Origin of the sequence: Rudaea sp. 3F27F6 (assembly GCF_005503555.1) — a bacterium.
In the GTDB taxonomy this organism is placed as follows: domain Bacteria; phylum Pseudomonadota; class Gammaproteobacteria; order Xanthomonadales; family Rhodanobacteraceae; genus Rudaea.
Map to the genome: position 1 here is coordinate 946,573 of NZ_SCNG01000002.1, position 17,047 is coordinate 963,619.

The window sequence follows — 17,047 nt, forward strand, 5'->3', positions numbered from 1 at the left end:
GCGAGCCTCCTGCCCGCCCGTCCCGATCAAGCGGATTTCTTCGCAGTCGTCCCCGCGGGCCGGCCGCGCTTGCGCAGACTCGGCAGTGCATGGCGCTCGACGGCGGCACGATAGCCGCCGTTGCCCTGGGCGAGGAAGCGCGCGACGCGCCCGATGGTCGTCACGCTGACGCCGGTGCGCTCGTGGATCTCGCGATAGGCCATGCCTTCGAGCAGATACGGCACGACGCGCCAGCGGTCGATCAGCGCCTCGAGTTCGGCCGGCGTGCACAGATCGCGCAGGAACGAACGCATTTCGCCGAGGCCGCGCATCGCCAGCAACGCACGACAAAGGTTGTCCTCGGCCGACTCACTCGTGGTTTCCGCATCGATCTGTTTGCGTTTCATGCGCGCATGCTAGCAGAGAGGTGCACCGAGATCAATGTAATAATGCGCTATTACATAAACCAATCTGGCAATATCGCATTCGAGGGTTTTGGCGGCCACCGCCCCGATGCCGCGCTCCTTCTCCGCGAGCCACAGCGCCGGCAGAAAATAGCGCACTTGACAAGGAAAAAGAAGAATGTAATTAATTAGGAAAATTCTTAATTACTTAATTCCGATGGACAAGGTATTCGAAGCACTGGCCTCGACCGCGCGACGCAAGATCCTCGCCTACGTGAACCAGGGCGAGCTCAGCGCCGGCGAGATCGCCGAACGCTTCGACTTCAGCAAGCCGGCCCTGTCCGGCCACCTGCGCATCCTCGAAGAAGCCGGACTGATCTCGCGCGAGAAGCGCGGCCAGTACGTCTACTACCGGCTCGTTCCCGACCATCTCGCCAACACCTTGTATTCGTGGGTCGCCGAAGTCTGCCCGGTCGCGGGCCCGCTGAAGCGCGAAGCCAAGGCGCGCGCACGCAAGAAATCCTGAAGCGAAGGAGAACCGTGTCATGCCTGCCCTCGCCCAGTCCGTCGCCACCTTTCCGACCGCACGACTGCATCCGCGCTCCGGCGCGTTGCCGGTGGAAGTCTCGCTGATCGCCCAGCTCGGCCACGGCGCGGGAGACGCGCTGTTCGCCAGCGCCACGCGGCGTCAGCAGGCGCACGAGCATTTCGTCGACGAACTCGACGAACCGTCCGCGCGGCTCGGCGCGATGGATCTGGCCAAAGGCGACGCAAGCTCGCTCTATTCGTTCGCGGTCGGCCCCAAGGGCCATCCGTTCCACCGCCACGCGGGCCATCGCGTATTCACCGCCGTCTCGGGCAGCGGCGGCGCACGCCTGCGTTTCTCCGGTGCGTCGCACGCCGAAATCGAGCGTGATCCGCAGAGTTTCGTGCGTTCGCTACGCCAGGTCGATATTCCGCCCGACAGCCTGTTCACCGTGCGCTTCGGCGGCGAGACCTGGCATCAATTCGGCCCGGTCGATACGGATTCGAAGCATCCCACCCTGTTCGCGCTGTCCTGCCACACCAACGAACTCGGCGGCGCCCTGACCGAACCGGTGCGCGAGCGCATTCTGGCCGGCGACGCGACGATTCCCGCGTTGACCGAGCTACTGCCGGAAAGAGCCGCGAAGCTGCTCGACGACGTCGATGCCCGGCCCGCGGGCATCGCGACGATCGCGCTGTCCTTCGACGCACCCGCCGGTTCGGCACTCGCGCGCTTCTGCAAACATGCACGCAGCAGCCTCGGGCGCATCCGCACTGCGGCGGGCGCTTTGCGCAAGTCGCCCGGCTTTCTTGCCGACAGCACGGTTGCGCGTCGTGTCGAGGAACTCGGCGCGCCGGCGGAGGACTCGCTCCTGTCGTCCGCCCTCGCCGGCCAGCACCATCATCAGGACACGTTCCGCCTCACGCTCGGCTGCGGCGAAATGCATGCAGGCTCGGCTTCCGCATGCCTCGCGCTGTTGCTCGATGGCTTCGTCGACAACCCACCGGCCGGCGTTTCGCGGCTGATGAAGCTGCGCAACTTTCTCGTCAAACCGCTCGGCCTGCGCACCTCACCGCTCGGCTGCCCGGTCTCGTCCCTGCTCGGCCGCGACGATGGCGACACGTTCGCCGGGCGTTTTCCGGTGCTCGCGCAGTCGATCGACGCCGGCGATACGCGGGCGCAAGTTCTGCTCGGCGCGGACGACAAGCATCTGCGCTTCCGCTCCTGCGTCGGCGTACAAATGCTCGGCGACGGCCGCATCGTCTTCAGTCTCGGCACGCGCGTCGCATGCAAGAATCTGTTCGGGCGCTTCTACATGGCCGCGATCGACCGCACGCACCGCCGCTATATCGCTCCGGCCATGCTGCGCATGGCGGTAGACCACGCCATCCGAGCCTGCGCCAATGACCGACTCGCCTGATCACTCCGCCTTCGAGCCCGCGCTCATCACGGCGGGCGAACACCTATCCGTGCTGGATCAGCTTCAGCGTCGCGAGCCGGTCTTTCATCACCCCGAATTCGGTACCACGCGTGCCGATTTCGAGGCGATGATGGACGATGCGTTCTGGGAGATCGGCGCTTCAGGCCGGCGCTATTCGCGCGGATACATCCTCGACGTGCTCGAGCAGCGCGGACTCGATCCGCCGCAGGATCATTGGGAGACGCGCGATTTCCACTGCGCCGAAATCGCCGCCGGCAATTTCCTCCTGACCTACACGCTGACGCATGCAGGCCGGGTCACGCGGCGCGCGTCGATCTGGCGCAGCGACGGCCGCGGCGGCTGGAAGATCGTCTTCCACCAGGGCACCGTCGTCGCCGACGAATGAAGTGAACGCGCAGGCGGCGCGCCTCAGCGCATCAGGCCGCCGGGCGGCATTCCGCCGCCGCCCATGCCGCGCATCGCCGCGCCCATCTGGCGCATCAGGCCCTTCATGCCGCCCGAGCCCATCTTCGACATCATCTTTTCCATCTGCATGTACTGCTTGAGCAGACGGTTGACGTCGGCGGGCTGAGTGCCCGAACCCTTGGCAATGCGTGCGCGGCGCGAGCCGTTGAGCAGGTCGGGATGGCGGCGTTCCTTCTTCGTCATCGAATTGACGATGGCGATCATGCGATGGATTTCTTTGTCGTTGACCTTCGACTTGACGCTGTCGGGCAGGTTGCCGACGCCGGGCAGCTTGTCCATCAACGAGGCGAGGCCGCCCATGGAAACCATCTGCTGCAACTGGTCGCGCATGTCGTTCATGTCGAAGCGCTTGCCCTTCATCACCTTTTCGGCGAGCTTCTGCGCTTTCTCCTTGTCGACGTTCTGCTCGACCTGCTCGACCAGCGAGAGCACGTCGCCCATACCGAGGATGCGCTGGGCGATGCGGTCCGGATAGAACGCATCGAGCCCGTCCGGCTTCTCGCTGACGCCGATGAACTTGATCGGGCGGCCGGTGATGTAGCGCACCGACAGCGCCGCGCCGCCGCGCGCATCGCCGTCGGTCTTGGTCAGCACGACGCCGGTCAGCGGCAGCGCTTCAGCAAAGGCCTTCGCCGTGTTCGCCGCATCCTGGCCGGTCATCGCATCGACGACGAACAGGGTCTCGACCGGATTGAGCGCTGCATGCAGCGCCTTGATCTCGTTCATCATGTCCTGGTCGATCGCGAGGCGGCCCGCGGTATCGACCAGCAGCACGTCGGCGAAATTCTTCTTCGCCGCGTCGACCGCGCCCTTGGCGATCGCGACCGGGTCCTGATCGCCCGTGCTCGGATGGAACAGCACATCGACCTGCTCGGCCAGCGTGCGCAACTGCTCGATCGCCGCCGGACGGTAGACGTCAGCGCTGACCACCATGACCTTCTTCTTTTTGCGCTCCTTGAGAAACTTGGCGAGCTTGGCCACTGTGGTCGTCTTGCCCGCGCCCTGCAGGCCGGCCATCAGCACGATCGCCGGCGGCGCCGCGGCAAGATTGAGGTCGGTATTGACCGTGCCCATCACCGCGGTCAGCTCGTCGCGCACGACCTTGACCAGGGTCTGGCCCGGGGTGAGGCTCTTCATCACGTCCTGGCCGACCGCACGCACCTGGATACGCTGGATCAGCGCCTGCACCACAGGCAGCGCCACGTCCGCTTCGAGCAGGGCGATGCGCACCTCGCGCAGGGCTTCGCGGATATTCGCCTCGGTCAGGCGCGCGCGGCCGCGCAGGCGCTCGATGGTGGAGGAAAGGCGTTGGCTTAAAGACTCGAACATGAGAAGAACCGCAGGAGAGCAAAGCGGCAATTATACCGGCACAGCGGGGCCGGGAACGCCTCCGGCCGCCCCATCGCCGCCTTTCCGCCCCGATGCGGGCCGCTGAAGCGGCCGCGGCGGCTGGGAGTCCCGCGAACTAAACCGCTACACTTGCCGCATGCCCGCCACCGTGCTCACCCTGGTCGCCACGACCCTGTATCTCTGCTCTGCAGCGATCCTCGCCCTGCCCCTGCTGCATCGGCAGGCGCAGCCGCGCGCGCTCGGCCTCGGTCTCGGTGCGCTCGCCGTGATCCTGCACTTCGCCGAGCTGTTCGGCGCCCATCGCGGCGGCGTGGATCTGCACTTCTTCGCCGCCCTGTCCCTAGTCGGTGCCTGTATCGCGGCGCTGTGCCTGCTCGTCAACCTGAACCGGCCGGTGGCGACGCTCGGCGTGATCGTGTTTCCGCTCGCCTCCCTGCTGCTCGGCGTCGATGTGTTCTTCGCGCCGTCGACCCAGCCGATCGCGCTGGAATGGCAGATCAAGCTGCACGCGATCTTCGCCCTGCTCGGCTACAGCGTGCTCAGCATCGCCGCCGTGCTCGCGATCCTGCTCGCCCTGCAGGAACGCGCCCTGCATGCGCGCCGCTTCGACGGACTCGTGCGCACCTTGCCGCCGCTGACCCTGACCGAAGCACTGATGTTCCGCCTGATCGGCGCCGGCTTCGTCCTGCTGACACTGACCCTGATCACCGGCATCCTGTTCGTCACCAACCTGTTCGATCAGCACCTCGCGCACAAAACCATTCTGTCGATCGCCGCGTGGATCGTGTTCGGCGCGCTGTTGTTCGGCCGCTGGCGCTACGGCTGGCGCGGGCGCCGCGCGGTCAATCTGACTTTGTTCGGCATGGCGCTGCTGCTGCTCGCGTTCTTCGGCAGCCGCTTCGTGCTCGAAGTGGTGCTGAAACGCGTGCCCTGAGGCTTTCGCCGTGGCCGCCCCCAAGCACACGATCGCGATCAAGCGCGCCTACGCAGCGCCGAGCGAAGACGATGGCTGCCGCATACTCGTCGACCGGCTCTGGCCACGCGGGCTGAAAAAAGACGCCGCGCGACTCGATCTGTGGCTCAAGGACATTGCGCCGAGCCCCGAATTGCGCGTCTGGTTCGGCCACGAACCGGCGCGCTTCGCCGAGTTCATGCGCCGCTACGTCGCCGAGCTGAAGACGAACCCGGATGCCGTCGCGCAAGCCGAGCGCCAAGTTGCGCAAGGCCCGGTCACCCTCGTCTACGCCGCGCACGACGAAACGCACAATCACGCGATCGTGCTCAAGACCTTCCTCGAATCGCGCCGCTGAGCCCAGTGGCGCTCAGTCCGCGGCTGCGTCGAGCGCTTCGGCGAGGCGCTCGACGGCGACGATTTCCATCTCGCCGATCTTCAACTTTTTCGGCGCATTGGCCTTCGGCACGATCGCCTTGAGGAAACCGTGCGTCGCCGCTTCGCGCAGACGCTCCTCGCCGTTCGGCACGGGACGGATCTCGCCGGACAATCCGACTTCGCCGAACGCGACGAGCTTTTCCGGCAACGGCCGGTCGCGGAAGCTCGACAGCACGGCCAGCAGCACGGGCAGATCGGCCGCGGTTTCCTGCACTCGGATGCCGCCGACCACGTTGACGAAGACGTCCTGATCGTAGACCGCGACGCCGCCGTGCCGGTGCAGCACCGCGAGCAGCATCGCCAGCCGGTTCTGTTCGAGGCCGAGCGCGACGCGGCGCGGATTACCGAGCGAGGACTGATCGACCAGCGCCTGCACCTCAACGAGCAGCGGCCGCGTGCCTTCGCGCGTGACCATGACCGCACTGCCCGGCGTCGGCGCGCTATGCGCGGACAGGAAAATCGCCGAGGGATTCGGCACTTCGCGCAGGCCCTTGTCGCCCATCGCGAACACGCCGAGTTCGTTGACCGCGCCGAAGCGGTTCTTGAACGCGCGCAGCACGCGGAAGCGCGAACCGGATTCGCCTTCGAAGTAGAGCACCGCGTCGACCATGTGTTCGAGCACGCGCGGGCCGGCGATGCCGCCCTCCTTGGTGACATGGCCGACGAGGAAGATGCTCGTGCCGGTCTCCTTCGCGTAGCGCACCAGCCGGGCGGCCGATTCGCGCACCTGGCTGACCGAGCCCGGCGCGGCGGTCAACGTCTCGGTCCAGATGGTCTGGATCGAGTCGATCACGAGCACGCGCGGCGCGTCTTTCTGCGCATTCTCGATGATGCGCTCGACGCAGGTTTCGGCAAGGCAGCGCAGCGGCTCCAGCGGCAGGCCGAGGCGCTGCGCACGCGCGGCGATCTGCGCGAGCGACTCTTCACCCGACACATAGAGCGCACGCAGCACGACACCGAGCGCGCCGAGCGCCTGCAACAGCAAGGTCGATTTGCCGATGCCAGGATCGCCGCCGACCAGCACCACCGAGCCTTCGACGAGGCCGCCGCCGAGCACGCGATCGAGCTCGCCGATGCCGACGCGCACGCGCGTCTCGGCCTCGGCAGCGACTTCGGTCAGCGCGACGACCTTCGCTTCGGCCGCGCCCGCATAGCCGGTGCGGCGCACCGTCGCGCTTTTCGCCGCGGGCTCGAGCGCGAATTCACTGAGCGTGTTCCACGCCCCGCAGGACTCGCACTGCCCCTGCCATTTGCCGTATTCGGCACCGCACTGATTGCAAACGTAAGCCGTCTTGTTCTTCGCCATGCGCGCATTGTAGTTCGGCGCGTCTCATCTGACGCGATGGCCGCGCGGTGCGCACGACAATCGGACCTGTCGCACCTCTCCTTCCAAAACGTCGGTCCTGTACTTCGGTCAGAACAACATGACCAGGCGCGCGGGCAGTTCGACACCGACGCGCTGCTTCAGCGCCGTGCGCGCGGACTCGTCCATCGCCGCGGCTTCCGTCTCGCGCCCCGCTTCGCGCAGAATCTGCGCACGGATCACCGCGGCGAGCAGCAGTTTGGGGCTGTCGGCGGCAAAGCGCGTGAACAGATTCGTTTCCGCCGCATCGACCATGCCGAGCGCTTCGGCGCTGAAACCCTGCGCGGAAATCGCCAACGCCTCGGTCAACTGGACCAGGCCGGCATCGCTGCGCCGGCCGAGACGCACGTAGATTTCGACCGCTTCGTGCGCGCTCGCGCGCGCGTCGGCATAGCGTTCGAGCGCATTCTGCACGCCGGCCAGATAGAGCAAGGTCGAGGCGAGCTTGAACGCCGGCTCCTGGTTTTCGCGTTCATAGGCGAGGATGCGCTTGAGCATATCGAACGCCTGCCCGGCCTTGCCGTTCCAGATCAGAGTCAGGGTGTAGCGGCGTTCGATGCCGCGCTGTTCCGACGTCGTCAGCCCCGATGCGCTGTGAGCGGTGCCGAGCGCGGTACGCATGATGGCCTCGGCCTCGCCGGCCTGCCCCGTCATCAGCATCGGCCCGATATGGAACGACTCGTTGAGCGCGTATTCGCCGGTGTCGGCGCCGAATGCACGCCGCGTGCGCGCAACGAGTTCGCCGAACGTCGCCGCCGCCTTCGCGTAGTCGCCCGCTTCGGCCTGAGCGTAGCCGAGCGTGCGCAGCGCGGCGACCGCGTAGTTGTTGTCGGGCCCGGCCAAGCGGTCGTACTCGGCGACGACTTTGCGCAGCACCGCCTCGCATTCCGCGGTGCGCCCGAGCCGCATCAGCACATAACCTTCGTTGCCGCGGATCTCGGCCGCATCGAGCGCGTGTTCGGGCGGCACCGCATCGAGCTGCGGTTCGAGCGAGGCGTACAACGCGGCCGCGTCGGCCGGCCGGTTCATCCGCGAATACAAACTCGCGAGCAGCGATTTCTGGTTCGCCAGTTCCCAACTCTGCGCGCCGTAGAGTTTCTCGATCTGCGGCAGCGCCGCCTGATATTGCTCGAGTGCGGCGGCGTCGCGATCGGTCTGCATGTAGACGAAGGCCAGATGCGCGTCGATCATCGCGAGTTCTTTTGCGCGCACATCGGCATAGCCGCGCAGCACATCGCGCGCCTGTACTTGGCTTTTCTCCGCCGCAACGAAATCGCTTGCGTTCAATTGCGCATCGGCGAGGCCGGCGAGCGCATCGCCGGCGTCGAGGCTGTCGGCGCCGAATTCACGCGCGGCGAGTTCGTGCGCATCCTGCGCGAGCGCGACCGCCTTGCGCCCGTCGCCGAGCTGCATGCGGATGCTGCCGAGCGCGCCGAGCAGGGCGAGCTTGGTCTGCGGTTCGCCGTCGAGCGTCGCGCGCAAATTCTTCTCGCCGCGATCGAGCAGATCGCCAACGCTACGCTTCTCACCTTGCGCGCGAGCCGGATCGGCCTCTTGAAACAGGCCGATCAGAAACTGTTGGACCGCCTGTGCACGCGCGGCCTCGCGCACCGCGACGCGCTCGGCGCGCAACACGCCGACCACGCCCGCGGCGACGCCGAGCGCAGCGAGCACACTTGCAGCGACGCCGATGCGATGCCGGCGCACGAACTTGCGTGCGCGATACCAGGTGCTGTCCGCATGCGCGCGGATCGGCTGATGCTGCAGATAACGCCGCACGTCGTCGGCGAACGCCTGCACCGTCGCATAGCGCTCGGCCGGCGCCTTCTTCAGCGCGCACGTGGCGATCGTCTCGAGATCGCCGCGCAGGCTGCGTCGCAGTTGCTCGGGCGTCATGCCGCGCGCCTGCGCATGACGTTCGGTGTCCTCGCCCTTGTCCGCCGCGGCGGAAGAAAGGCGTCGCGGCTCATGCTCAGATAGCGTGCGCGCCCATAGCGCCGGCGCGGTATTGCAACCGCCGTGCGGGCGCCGGCCGCTGAGCAGAAGATAGAACACGACGCCGAGCGAATAGACGTCAGTCGCCACCGTCGCGGGCGCACCGGCGAACTGTTCGGGCGCCGCGTACTCGGGCGTGAACACGGCGCCACCGACGCGCGTCAGTTCGGCCGTATCGTCTTCGCCGCCGTCGTCTTCGATCAGTTTGGCGATGCCGAAATCGAGCAGCTTCGCCGCGCCGCTCGTGTCGACGAGGATGTTCGACGGTTTGAGATCGCGATGCACGATCAGATTCGCGTGCGCATACGCGACCGCTGCGCAAATCTGCAGGAACAAGTGCAGACGCGCCTCGACGCTCGCCTGCTGGCGATCGCACCAGTGATCGATGCGCTCGCCGTCGACATATTCGAGCACGAGGTAGCGCTGACCCTGCGCGCTCTCGCCGACGTCGAGCAGGCGCGCGATGTGCGCATGCTGCAGGCGCGCGAGTAGGCGCCCTTCGCGGGCGAAGCGCTGCTGCGCCTGACGGTCGCTTGCGCCGCCGCGCAGCAGTTTGATCGCCGCGCGCCCCGCATGCCGCCCGTCACAGCGCATGCCGAGCCAGACCTGGCCGCTGCCGCCGCTACCGAGCAGGTGATCGAGCCGCCAGGCACCGACGCGCTCGCCGGCAAGATCCTGCGGCGCCGGCGCCTCTTCGAGCGGCTGTGCGTCGCCGATCGCGTCGGCTTCGAGAAAGTGCCGGCCTTCGGCGGCGCGGTCGGCAGCGATCAGTTCGAGCAGATGCGCATGCGCCGCGGCATCGCGCGCGACGAGACGCGCGAGCAGTTGCGCCTGCCGCGCGCCGTCCGCATCGACCCATTCCTCGAAAACGCGCATGGCCTCGTGCCACGAATTCCGCGCATCGTCTTCATCGCCACGCCTATCGTCGGCCACGTCGTTTCCCCGTCAAAACCGCTTGCGGACTTCAGACGCAAATTCACCGCCGCGCGTATCACGCGGCGCGCATGTCACCGTCGCCGTTCGCGCACTGCGCTCAGCACAATTGTCCGTAGAGGAACGCGCGCGCCTTGCGCCAGTCGCGCTTGACCGTCGGCACGGACACGTCGAGCACCGCGGCGATGTCCTCTTCGGTCAGCCCGGCGAAATAACGCATCTCGACGACGCGATAGGCGCGCAGGTCGAGGTTTTCGAGCGCGCTCAGCGCACGCTCGATGTCGGATACGGAATGTTCGGTGAAGATCGTCTCGGCGAGGCCGCCAGTCAGGGTCACGCTCCGCATGCCGCCGCCGCGCTTCTGCGCGCCGCGCTCGCGCACGTAATCAACGATCACGCTGCGCATCACGCGCGAGGCATAGGCGAAGAATACGTGCCGGTTGGTGTCGGGCAGGAGGCGGTTGGCGGTCAGGCGCAGATAGGCGTCGTGCAGCAGGCTCGGCGCATCGAGGGTGAGCGTACCGGCGCGCGAAAGATGACTGCGCGCAAGCCGCATCAGCTCGGGATACAGCAGTCGATACAACGGCTCGCGCGCGGCCTCGTCGCCCGCGCTGCTGCGCTGCAAAAGTTGAGTGACTTCGCTCATCGCCGATGCACGCCGATCCCCGTCTCCGGCGCGCACCGCGCTGCGCCGGCGCCCCGCCTCGCGGCCGAAGCAGGCGCACCATCGCATATTTCAGCCGCCTGCTATACGGACCTGCGTCGCAGTTTTTTCGCCAAACGGATCACACGAATCGGCCTGTGATCCGTCGCCCGCGCGAGCTAAGGCAGCTTGCATCCCGCAGGCACAGGACCGAGGCGCGTCAGGCGCATGGTGCCGATTTCGCCCGCGTTCTCGCCCGCATCGAAGCGATAGCTCAGGGTCATCGTCGCGCAATCCTGGAACGCAATATCGGCCGTGCCGAGGTGGCGCTGGCTCGTAACCGGTTTGGGATCGTCGAACAGGCCGTCGGTCGCCGTAAGGATCTCGACGTTGCTCACCGCGCTCGCGCCGGGCGCGAACTGGTTGGTCTGCAGCGTGAACCAGCGTTGGCTCGCGGTGCCGCCGGTTTGCGCCCCGTTTTTTGTGTAGGTATACCAGGCCGCAAACAGCAGGTTTGTATCCGGATTGATGTCGAGGACAATGCCTTGCCCGCTCGTCTCCGCGTCGTACCATGAACCGGATAGCAAGAAGTTCGTCGCGGCGGCGCCGTTGTCCCCTACGGGTGTGCAGCGGCTATTTCCACTGAGGCGAGTCAGCGGGATCGAGCCCATCGATTTCGGTATCGACGCATCAAAGTCGTATTTCAAAGTCGCGTGGCCACAATCCGACAGCGCAAGGAGCGCCGTGCCGACCTTGACCGGCGTTATGCGCGGCGGGGCAGCGAAATTGCCGCTCGTACCGGTATAGATATCGAGCTGCGCGTAAGGGAACAGGTTATCCACATTGCCTTGCAGGCTATACCAGTGCTGTGCCGGAGAAGGGTCGCCGTGATAGGTCGAAGGCGACCAGTCGCGCTCGAAGGTGAACCAGCCGCCGAAGAACAACCCTTGTCCGACTGCGTGCAGATCGGGAAAACTCTGAAACATGAAACCCTGCCCACTCGTCGTCGGGTTGTACCAAGTGCCGGTCAAGCCAAATTGGTTGAGATTGACCTTGGCGTCGAAACAATCGGCGTACCAGGGAGATTCACCGACCAAGTCATCCCATTCTTTCGATTCTTTCCGATTAAACAGATTCGGACACAAAGCGTAGCCCCGACGGCCGTTGGTCCCCTGCGGTGCAGCAGGCAAATCACCGGACAACAGATTGAAACTCACATTAAATGTGGCGTACGGCCCGTAAATCGGGAAGGCCGGCAAGATGCCCGTCAATCGGTTGTGGGAGACGTCAATGTCGTACAGAAGCGCTTTCGCAGGAAGGGGCGGGATAGCGCCGCTCAACTGGTTGTGGTCGAGGTCGGCACTATCCAGATTGCTCAGTTGACTCCAGTCCGGGATGGTACCGGTCAACTGATTGAAGCTTATGCGAAATTCCTGCATCTTCGGCGTGCTGCCGAAGTCCGGGATGGTGCCGGTCAGCTGATTGCGGCAAGCATAGAAAAAAGTAAGTTTGCTCAGCCCTTCAAACCTCGGAATCTCGCCAGTCAGGTCATTGATACCGACGTAAAACCTCGTGAGCTTGGTCAATCCGGCCAACACCGGAATCGTTCCCGTGAAATGATTATTTTGCGCGGCAAAATACTCAAGATCCTGTAGCCCGGACAAATCTGGCAGCGTTCCGGTTAAGTGCCCCTGATATTCCGAATCGCGATCCCGCCCCGTACCGCAACTCGAGCGTGGTCCGTTGACATGGAACGACTGCAATTTAGTCAACGCCGCAATTGAAGGCAGCGTACCAACCAGATGGTTGCCTAGATCGCCGTCATCAAGACCGACTGCGATCACATGCGTCTGCGCATCGTCGCACGTCACGCCATACCAACTGCATTCCGTGCCTACTGGCCCATTCCAACCCGTATTCTTCGTCCAACCAGCGCCATTGGTCTGGTTGTAGAGATCAACCAGCACCGCGCGCTCGCTCGACGGAATCGCCGCGGCCGCTGGCAACCACACCAGCAATGCGAACAAAGCACACAGCACGATCCCGAAACGACGCGACCAAGACTGCGCACGCAAAAGCGCGCGATGATTCGCCCCAAGCTTTTCCACCCCGAATCCCCTTTCACTTTGGACATCCATGCGCCTACTCGGTCCTATTCCGTCCGCAGCGCAGCCACGAAGTGTAGCCAAGCAGTCCAGCAGCCACCAGTTGCCGCACGGCCTACGAATCGTCCTCGACGAATAGCACGCGCCGCGTCATCCCGCAGGTGAGGTCGTAGGAAATCGTGCCGGCGTGCGCGGCGATCGTTTCGATCGGCAACTCTTCGCCCCATAGCGTCACGCGATCGCCGACTTGCGCGTCGGGCACGTTGCGCAGGTCGATCGTGATCAGATCCATCGACACGCGCCCGACGAGTGCGGCGCGCTTGCCGTTGACGAGCACGGGCGTGCCGGGTTTCGCGCTGCGCGGATAGCCGTCGCCATAGCCGATCGCGGCGACGCCGACCGGCATGTCTTCAGGGCACTCCCAGGTCGCCGCGTAGCCGATTCGCTCGCCTTTCGCGATATGCCTGACCGAGATCAGTCGCGTGGACAAGGTCATCACGGGCTCGAAGCCGAGGTCCGCGCCGGTTTTTCCATCGACGACCGAGAGACCGTAGAGCAAGCCGCCGACGCGAACCCAATCGTTGCGCGCCGCAGGCCAGCCGAGCAGCCCGGCGGAATTGGCCAGCGCACGCGCGCCGTCGAGATGTGCCGTCGCTGCATCGAAGCGCGCGATCTGCTCGCGAGTCAGAGAATTGTCGAATTCGTCGGACGCGGCGAAATGCGTCATCAGCACAATGTCGCGATCGACCCCGGGCAATGCGCGCAGACGCGCATGAATTTGCGCAATGCGCTCGGGGTCGAAGCCGAGCCGGTGCATGCCGGTGTCGATCTTGAGCCAGACGCGCAGCGGTTTCGTCTCGCCGTCCGCCGCGAGCCAGTCGAGTTGCGTGTCGTGATGGATTACCGCGTCGAGGCCAAGGCGGCGGAATTCGGCGAGGTCGCCGGGCTCGTCGGGTCCGGACAGCACGACGATGCGCTGGCCGTTGCCGGCCGAACGCAGGCGCAGTCCGTCGCCGAGCGAGGCGACGCCGAGCGCGTCGGCATCCGCACAGGCACGCGCGACACGTTCGAGGCCGTGCCCGTAGCCGTCGGCCTTGATCACCGCCATCACCTTGGCGCCGCCGGCGCGCTCGCGGATACGGGCAAGGTTGCGGCGCAGCGCGCCGAGGCGGATCGTGGCTAGTGTGGTGCGGCTCATCAGTTAGGTATCGTGGTTTGTCGGGGCTTCGGCGCAACGAAGCGACGTGCAGTATCGCAACAATTTGCTTTCTGGAATGAAGCGGATGGGCCTTCGACGAGATGTTCTATGGCATTTTCATAGCAAGCGCGGCGAAGCGGCGGAACCGAAGCCTCGCACGGACTTCGGTTCATCGGGACAGCGGGCGGACGTCTCTTTACTGCTACGCATACTCACATGCAGTTTGCGCGGCTCGGCAAATTCTGCGCTCGGCAAACCCAAGTCTCGGCCCGTCGGCTCGGTCGCGAATCACGCAACCGGGCCGTGATCGATCATGCCGGCTTTTCCGCGAATACGGCCAGCGACTGATTGGCCTTCGTATAAATCGTCTCGTCTGCAACCGAATTCTGTTTCATGCCGTCGATCGCGGATTTGAGCAAAGTCTGCGCAGCGGCGCGATTGCCGCGCTTCATCTCGATCAGCCCGCGCAGCGCTTCGATGCGGAATTTCCAGGCGTTGTCCGGCGAACCGGCCAGCTCCAGCGATTTCTGGTCGAGAGAGTCGACCAGACTCGCGGCCTCGTCCGCCTTGCCGAGATCGGCCAGCGCCGCGGCGAGCCAGAACCCGGCGTATTGGCTTTGCGGATTCTGCTTGGTCAGCTTCGCCGAGAGCTTCTCGTAAGCCGTGCGCAGACGCGCCGCGGCGTCGACGGAGTTGCCGTTCTCGTACAGCGCCTGGCCCAGATTGATCAGGGTCACATTGGTGATGTTGTGATCTTCACCGAGCTTGGTGCGGAATCCCGTGTACACGAGTTGCGCATACTCCAGCGCCTTCGCGCGATTCTTGCGTCGCAGTTCGATCTCGTAGAGGTCGCTCATCAGGACGAGGTTGCGCGTGTGCTCTGGGCCGAGCAGTCTGACGATAGTCTGCTGCGCATCAAGCAACTGCGCTTCGGCTTGGCCGTCGTCGCCTTCGGCCGCGTAGGCCTTCGCCACGCTGGCCTTGGCGAAGGCGAGCACCAGTTCGTTGTCGCCGCCGCGCGCGACGATCTCGTCGATCACGCCCTTGCCTTCCTGCAGCGCCTCTTTGGCATTGCCCGTCTGGATCAGCATGCTGATCAGATCCATGCGCATCGAATCGCGCACGGAAATGTTGCCGGGGTCGACTTCCCTGATCGCGGCGATGGCGACTTTGAATTCGGGCACGGCTTTCGCATAGTCGCCGCGGTTCGCGTAGTAAGTGCCTTTCGCCGATGAAGTCAGGTACTTCGTCCACGCGCCGGGCGAATCCTTGGTCAAACTGTCGAGGGTTTCGATTTCTTTGAGCGCCTCGTCGAACTTGGCGGTGCGCGTGAGGATGCGCGCGAGCATCGAACGTGCCCTCAGCGCGTCGAGACTCGATGCGCCTTCTTCACGCTCGTACAACGCGAGCGCCTTGCGCGCTTCGGATTCGGCCTCGGCAAACAGTTCGAGCATGTTGAGCGGCGAGACCAGATTCGCGCGGATCGATGCCTCGGTCAGAGGCTGCGAGGCGAAACGCTTGGCGATGCGCTCGCGCGCGCCGAGCAAGGTGTCCTTGAGCGTCGCGCTCTGCCCTTTCGCCGCGACGAAAGGATTGGAGTTGCTGATCAATTCTTCGTTGAGGAAGCGGTTGATCGCATTCGCCCGATCGAGTTCGCGCTGCGCGGTGTTGCGCGCATTCGACGCGGTGCGGTACAGCCCGAGCGAGACCAGCACGCCGAGCACCAGGGCGCCGACGAGTGCGATGAGGTACGGACGCTGCGCTCGACTGCGTGCGAGCGTTTCCTGAGCGAGGCGCGCCTGTGCCTGCACCTCGCGCAGACGCGCGGTCTGCTCGCGGCGCAGATCGAGATTGCGCAGACGGCCCGCGAGTTCGGCGGCGCCGGCCACGCGCTGAGCCGGGTTGCCGTGCGTCGCCGAGCGGATGTCATCACTGAGCAGGTCGTCGCCGATGTCGGCTTCCCAGCCCGAGGCCATCGGCTTGCTCAAATCACCAGCAAGCAATTGATAGAGCAGCACGCCGAGCGCATACACATCGCTCTGCACGGTCGGCGTATGTCCGGCGATCACTTCGGGCGCCAGATATAACGGTGTGCCGGTCGAGCTATCGGCCGACAGGCTTTGCGTCACCGTGAGGCCAAGGCCGGTGATGCCGAGTTCTTCGAGCCGGTCGGGGTCGAGCAGGCGGCCGCTGCCGAAGTCGGTCAGGCATACGCGCGGACCGGCTTCTTCCTCGGCGATCAGCACGTTGGCCGGTTTCAGATCCTTGTGCAGCACGCCGATGCCGTGGGCCGTGGCGACCGCGTCGGCGATCTGCAGGAACAGACCGAGCCGTTCCGTGCGTCCACGCGCAGCGAGCGAGGTCTTGGCCCATTCAAGCAGGTTGTCGCCGCCGTACTCGCATTCGAGGAAGAACGGCTGCGTCTCGAAGTTCCAGTCGATCAGTTCGACGAAGTGGCGATGGTCTTCGACGCCTTCCTGCAGCACGCGCGCCAGGGTCGCCTCGCGTTTCAGTGCGCGCAGGCGCTCGCCGTCGGTACAGAATTTGTACACGCGCAGCGCGCGCGTCTTCGCATGCTCGGCCAGCCAGACCTCGTTGCCGCGGCTGCTGCCGAGCAGGCGTTTGAGCTGGAAATTGGGCCGCCCCGGCACCGTCTGCCCCGGTGCGAGTTCGAGCTTGCTCGACAGGGTGCGGCCGACCGCGATGCGCTCGACCGTGCCGTCGAGCCGATAACCGATGCGCGGCTGGGTCAGCAGCAGGTCCGCATTGGCCTCGCCGAGCGCGCGGCGCAGCTTGGCGATCGCGTTCGGCAATACCTTGTCGACGGTGATGCGCCCGGCCCAGACCTCGCGGAACAGTTCTTCCTTGGTCACCACCTCGCCGGCATGGCGCAGCAGGTAGGCCAGCACTTCGAGCGCGCGGCGCTCGACCTCGACCGGCAGGCCGGCGACGCGCAGCTCGAACCGCGCCTCGTCGAATTCCGCCGTACCGAAACGATAACGGTACGAGGTTTGCGTACCGATTTGCTCGTCATTCTTCATCCGTCGTCCTTCCACTGCTCCATCGAATCCGCAGCAGCCGAAAACGACCGCCGCGGAGGACCTCCCCCCGTCCGCTCACCAATTCTCACCGACTGCCGCCATCCCCGCCAGCCGCATCGCCCTTGCGCCGCGCGCCGTTACCAATTCGTTACCCAAGAATTGCCGCTGCGTGCCGACACGATCCGGGCGCCTGCCTAGCATCGCGCCGCTTGCG

At 65.3% G+C, this 17,047-nt stretch carries 13 protein-coding genes; 5 read left to right on the forward strand and 8 right to left on the reverse strand.

The features are described 5' to 3' along the window. Positions 1-26: 26 nt before the first annotated feature. Positions 27-386, reverse strand: coding sequence for a YerC/YecD family TrpR-related protein (locus FFS30_RS11960; RefSeq protein WP_137913353.1), 360 nt, complete (start codon positions 384-386; stop codon positions 27-29). A 208-nt stretch (positions 387-594) separates the two neighbouring features. Between FFS30_RS11960 and FFS30_RS11965 the strand changes: the two genes are divergently transcribed. The 3 genes from FFS30_RS11965 to FFS30_RS11975 are packed head-to-tail and all read left to right on the forward strand — an operon-like array spanning position 595 to position 2,735. After that, a complete protein-coding gene (locus FFS30_RS11965) occupies positions 595-909 on the forward strand; it encodes a metalloregulator ArsR/SmtB family transcription factor (RefSeq protein ID WP_212742470.1) in 315 nt (104 codons plus the stop codon). A 19-nt stretch (positions 910-928) separates the two neighbouring features. Next, the gene (locus tag FFS30_RS11970; RefSeq protein ID WP_137913355.1) at positions 929-2,329 is read left to right on the forward strand and encodes a DUF2867 domain-containing protein; all 1,401 of its coding nucleotides are present in this window, start codon (positions 929-931) and stop codon (positions 2,327-2,329) included. Then, positions 2,313-2,735 (forward strand): DUF4440 domain-containing protein, encoded by a 423-nt coding sequence (locus FFS30_RS11975; protein WP_137913356.1) that lies wholly within the window; start codon positions 2,313-2,315, stop codon positions 2,733-2,735. The genes FFS30_RS11970 and FFS30_RS11975 overlap by 17 nt, the downstream gene beginning before the upstream one ends. Positions 2,736-2,758: 23 nt before the next feature. On the opposite strand, the gene ffh is transcribed toward FFS30_RS11975, so the two are convergent. Beyond that, positions 2,759-4,144, reverse strand: coding sequence for a signal recognition particle protein (ffh, locus tag FFS30_RS11980; RefSeq protein ID WP_137913357.1), 1,386 nt, complete (start codon positions 4,142-4,144; stop codon positions 2,759-2,761). A 157-nt stretch (positions 4,145-4,301) separates the two neighbouring features. Here ffh and ccsA point away from each other — a divergent pair, with 157 nt between their 5' ends. After that, on the forward strand, positions 4,302-5,099 hold the full coding sequence (gene ccsA, locus FFS30_RS11985) for a cytochrome c biogenesis protein CcsA (RefSeq protein WP_137913358.1): 798 nt from the start codon (positions 4,302-4,304) through the stop codon (positions 5,097-5,099). Between the two features lie 10 nt (positions 5,100-5,109). After that, entirely contained in the window at positions 5,110-5,475 is a 366-nt protein-coding gene (locus FFS30_RS11990; protein ID WP_137913359.1) for a DUF488 domain-containing protein, read from the forward strand. Between the two features lie 12 nt (positions 5,476-5,487). On the opposite strand, the gene radA is transcribed toward FFS30_RS11990, so the two are convergent. From radA to FFS30_RS12020, 6 genes are all read right to left on the reverse strand, one after another. Next, complete coding sequence (radA, locus tag FFS30_RS11995; RefSeq protein WP_137913360.1) at positions 5,488-6,861, reverse strand: DNA repair protein RadA; 1,374 nt, start codon at positions 6,859-6,861, stop codon at positions 5,488-5,490. Positions 6,862-6,969: 108 nt separating this feature from the next. Then, on the reverse strand, positions 6,970-9,846 hold the full coding sequence (locus FFS30_RS12000) for a serine/threonine-protein kinase (protein ID WP_137913361.1): 2,877 nt from the start codon (positions 9,844-9,846) through the stop codon (positions 6,970-6,972). Positions 9,847-9,946: 100 nt separating this feature from the next. Further along, positions 9,947-10,492 carry an ECF-type sigma factor gene (locus FFS30_RS12005; RefSeq protein ID WP_171014579.1) on the reverse strand — a complete coding sequence of 182 codons (546 nt, stop codon included), beginning with the start codon at positions 10,490-10,492 and terminating at the stop codon, positions 9,947-9,949. Positions 10,493-10,668: 176 nt separating this feature from the next. Further along, the gene (locus FFS30_RS12010) at positions 10,669-12,627 is read right to left on the reverse strand and encodes a hypothetical protein (protein WP_137913363.1); all 1,959 of its coding nucleotides are present in this window, start codon (positions 12,625-12,627) and stop codon (positions 10,669-10,671) included. Positions 12,628-12,709: 82 nt separating this feature from the next. Further along, positions 12,710-13,792 (reverse strand): alanine racemase, encoded by a 1,083-nt coding sequence (gene alr / locus FFS30_RS12015; protein WP_137913364.1) that lies wholly within the window; start codon positions 13,790-13,792, stop codon positions 12,710-12,712. Positions 13,793-14,103: 311 nt separating this feature from the next. Then, positions 14,104-16,833, reverse strand: coding sequence for a winged helix-turn-helix domain-containing protein (locus tag FFS30_RS12020; RefSeq protein ID WP_137913365.1), 2,730 nt, complete (start codon positions 16,831-16,833; stop codon positions 14,104-14,106). Between the last annotated feature and the right edge of the window lie 214 nt (positions 16,834-17,047).